At 45.8% G+C, this 1631-nt stretch carries 2 protein-coding genes; one reads left to right on the top strand and one right to left on the bottom strand.

Features of this window, described 5'->3' with window-relative positions; genetic code table 11:
- Positions 1-785 (top strand): NAD-dependent epimerase/dehydratase family protein (locus ACUVJL_RS11610; protein ID WP_445245984.1); only part of this gene is annotated, 785 nt, incomplete at its 5' end.
- 420 nt (positions 786-1205) lie between these two features.
- Here the strand turns inward: ACUVJL_RS11610 and ACUVJL_RS11605 are convergent.
- Positions 1206-1631, bottom strand: a 426-nt coding sequence (locus ACUVJL_RS11605) for an aminotransferase class V-fold PLP-dependent enzyme (protein WP_445245983.1), incomplete at its 5' end; no start/stop codon positions are given.

Raw genomic sequence — 1631 nt, 5'->3', positions numbered from 1 at the left:
CGACAGCCAAATATTTACGCGGCAAATCTGATTGTACCGTGACCGCGACAACTACGACGGCGACGCGAGTAGTTGAGTTGGAGGGTGTCGCGCAGCGGGTAGCCGTGCTCAAAGGAAATGACAAAGATGCGATCGCCTCTGTACTGCAAGAACAAGATGCTGTTATGCTGTGCGTCGGTGTCCGAAATCCTCATACTTATCGGGAAAGTTATATAGATACTGCGACAACTTTAGTATCGGTTTTACAGCAGATACCGACAGTAAAGCAGGTTATTTATACGGGTACTTATTCTGTGTATGGCGATCGCCTTGGTGAATTGGTCAATGAAGATTCTCCCGTTGCGCCGGCTAATCCCAACGGTGAAATTCTCGCCGAAACAGAACGGGTTTTATTAGCAGCATCTAGTCCAAATCTTCAAGTCTGCATTCTCCGTTTGGGAGGAATTTATGGGCCAGGGCGAGAATTAGTTAAAATCTTTGGAGGCTGGGCTGGGATCACTCGTCCCGGTAGGGGGGAAGATGTTACTAATTGGGTGCATCGGGATGATGTTGTTGGGGGGTTAACCTTTGCTTTAGAAAATCGATTGCAGGGAATTTACAATTTAGTCGGGGATGTGTCGCTATCCAGTCGCGAATTGCTCGATCGCATTTTTGAAACTCACAATCTGCCTCAAGTTTCTTGGGATGGAAGTCCTAGCGTCCGGCCTTATAATGCTAGGGTGTCGAATCAAAAGATTAAGGCGGCTGGTTATCAGTTTGTTCATCCTGAGATTAGGGAGTTTTAGTTGGGCTAATCTTTTTTTGACCGCAGATGTAGGCGGATAGACGCTGATGAACGCGGATGAAGAAAGAGCGATATTGACAGATTTAGATTTTTTCTTCATCTGCGTTCATCCGTGTTCATCTGCCGACATCTGCGGTTCAAAAAAAAGCCATTTCAATCACTAATTAACTTATCCCAATAATGCGAGGGTGTCGAATCAAAAGATTAAGGCGGCTGGTTATCAGTTTGTTCATCCTGAGATTAGGGAGTTTTAGTTGGGCTAATCTTTTTTTAACCGCAGATGTAGGCGGATAGACGCTGATGAACGCGGATGAATAAAGAGCGATATTGACAAATTTAGATTTTTTCTTCATCTGCGTTCATCCGTGTTCATCTGCCTACATCTGCGGTTAAAAAAAAGCCATTTCAATCACTAATTAACTTATCCCATAATCCCAGCAAAAAAGTCGATCGTCTCTTTCAACGCTTTCACAAACACATCAATCTCCTCGCGAGTATTGTAAAAATACAAACTCGCCCGCGCCGTAGATGAAACGTTCAAATAGCGGTGCAAAGCTTGCGTGCAGTGATGCCCGGAACGAATCGCGACTCCCTCCTGATCTAACATGGTAGACAAGTCTTGAGAGTGAATTTCTCCCGCAGTAAATGCCGCCAAAGCTGCCCTACCTTCGCCGTTGCTGTCTGGCTGCGGCCCGTAGATTTTAATCTCGGGAATTTGCCGCAATTGTTGGAACATATAAGCAGTCAATTCTGCTTCGTAAGCGTGAATCTTATCCATGCCAATGTTACTAAGATAATCGATTGCTGCACCGAGGGCGATCGCCTCTCCGATTGCAGGCGTGCCGGC

The sequence above is a fragment of the Microcoleus sp. OTE_8_concoct_300 genome (genome assembly GCF_031383065.1).
In the GTDB taxonomy this organism is placed as follows: Bacteria; Cyanobacteriota; Cyanobacteriia; order Cyanobacteriales; family Microcoleaceae; genus Microcoleus.
The sequence above is the reverse complement of the archived record's forward strand: the minus strand, read 5'-3'. Positions and strand labels throughout refer to the sequence as shown.